Genomic DNA, 883 nt, shown 5'->3' on the forward strand with positions numbered 1-883 from the left:
ACCGACATCCTCGTCCTGCGCGCCGTCGCCGACCTCGACCTCGTCGTCAAACACCCCTCCAGCGACCACGGCCGGCAGACCCTCGCCCGCCAGGCCGCCAACCTGCAAACCCTCGCCGCCGACGAACGCCTCGGCGACTGGCGCCGCCTGCTGCCCGGCCTCGTCGCCTGCGACCTGCACCAACGCCTCCCGCGCACCGCCGAGCACTACCGCGCCGGCACCGAAGCCTCCACGCTCATCCAACGCGACCCGAAGACCGCCCACCGCATCGCCGCGGCCGCCCTCGCCGCGATCACCGAACTCCACCACGCCACCGGCACCATCGAGGCCGCCGGGCCCGACCGCCTCCGCAGCTGGATCGACACCCCCCTCGAAACCCTCCGCGACCTGCCCCTCGCCCGCGCGCCCCGGGCCGCGGCCGCCCTCGACGCCCTGCGCGCCCGCCTCTACACGCAACTCGCCGACCGCCCCGTCCTGACCGCCTGGACCCACGGCGACTACCACCCCGGCAACGTGCTCATGACCGACGACGGCACCGAGGTGACCGCCATCATCGACTGGGCCACCGCTCACCCGAACGGACCGGCCGCCACCGACCGCCACCTGTTCCGCCTCGCCCTTCAGCGCGAGACTGGGGGAGAGGAACTCGGCGCCCTCGTCGTGCGCGCCCTGCGCCAGGATCCCGGCCGCGCCGACGGCGCCCTGCTCCTGCTCACCTGGCTGCGCCACGTCGCCGACAACCTCAACCAGTCCGACCGCTACCGACGGAACCGGCCCTGGCTCGCCAGCAACGTCGCCCCCGTCCTGCGGGAGGTAGCCGGATGAGCATCATCACCCGCGCGCCCGGACAGGAAATCGACATCGACCTCACGGTGGTCAACCC

1 protein-coding gene is annotated in these 883 nt (G+C 73.7%); it reads left to right on the top strand.

Annotated features, from left to right (window positions below):
• The coding region (locus KDK95_RS34815) for a phosphotransferase (protein WP_212522617.1) at positions 1-825 on the top strand (825 nt) is incomplete at its 5' end.
• Positions 826-883: the final 58 nt, after the last annotated feature.

Origin of the sequence: Actinospica acidithermotolerans, assembly GCF_018139625.1 — a bacterium.
In the GTDB taxonomy this organism is placed as follows: domain Bacteria; phylum Actinomycetota; class Actinomycetes; order Streptomycetales; family Catenulisporaceae; genus Actinospica; species Actinospica acidithermotolerans.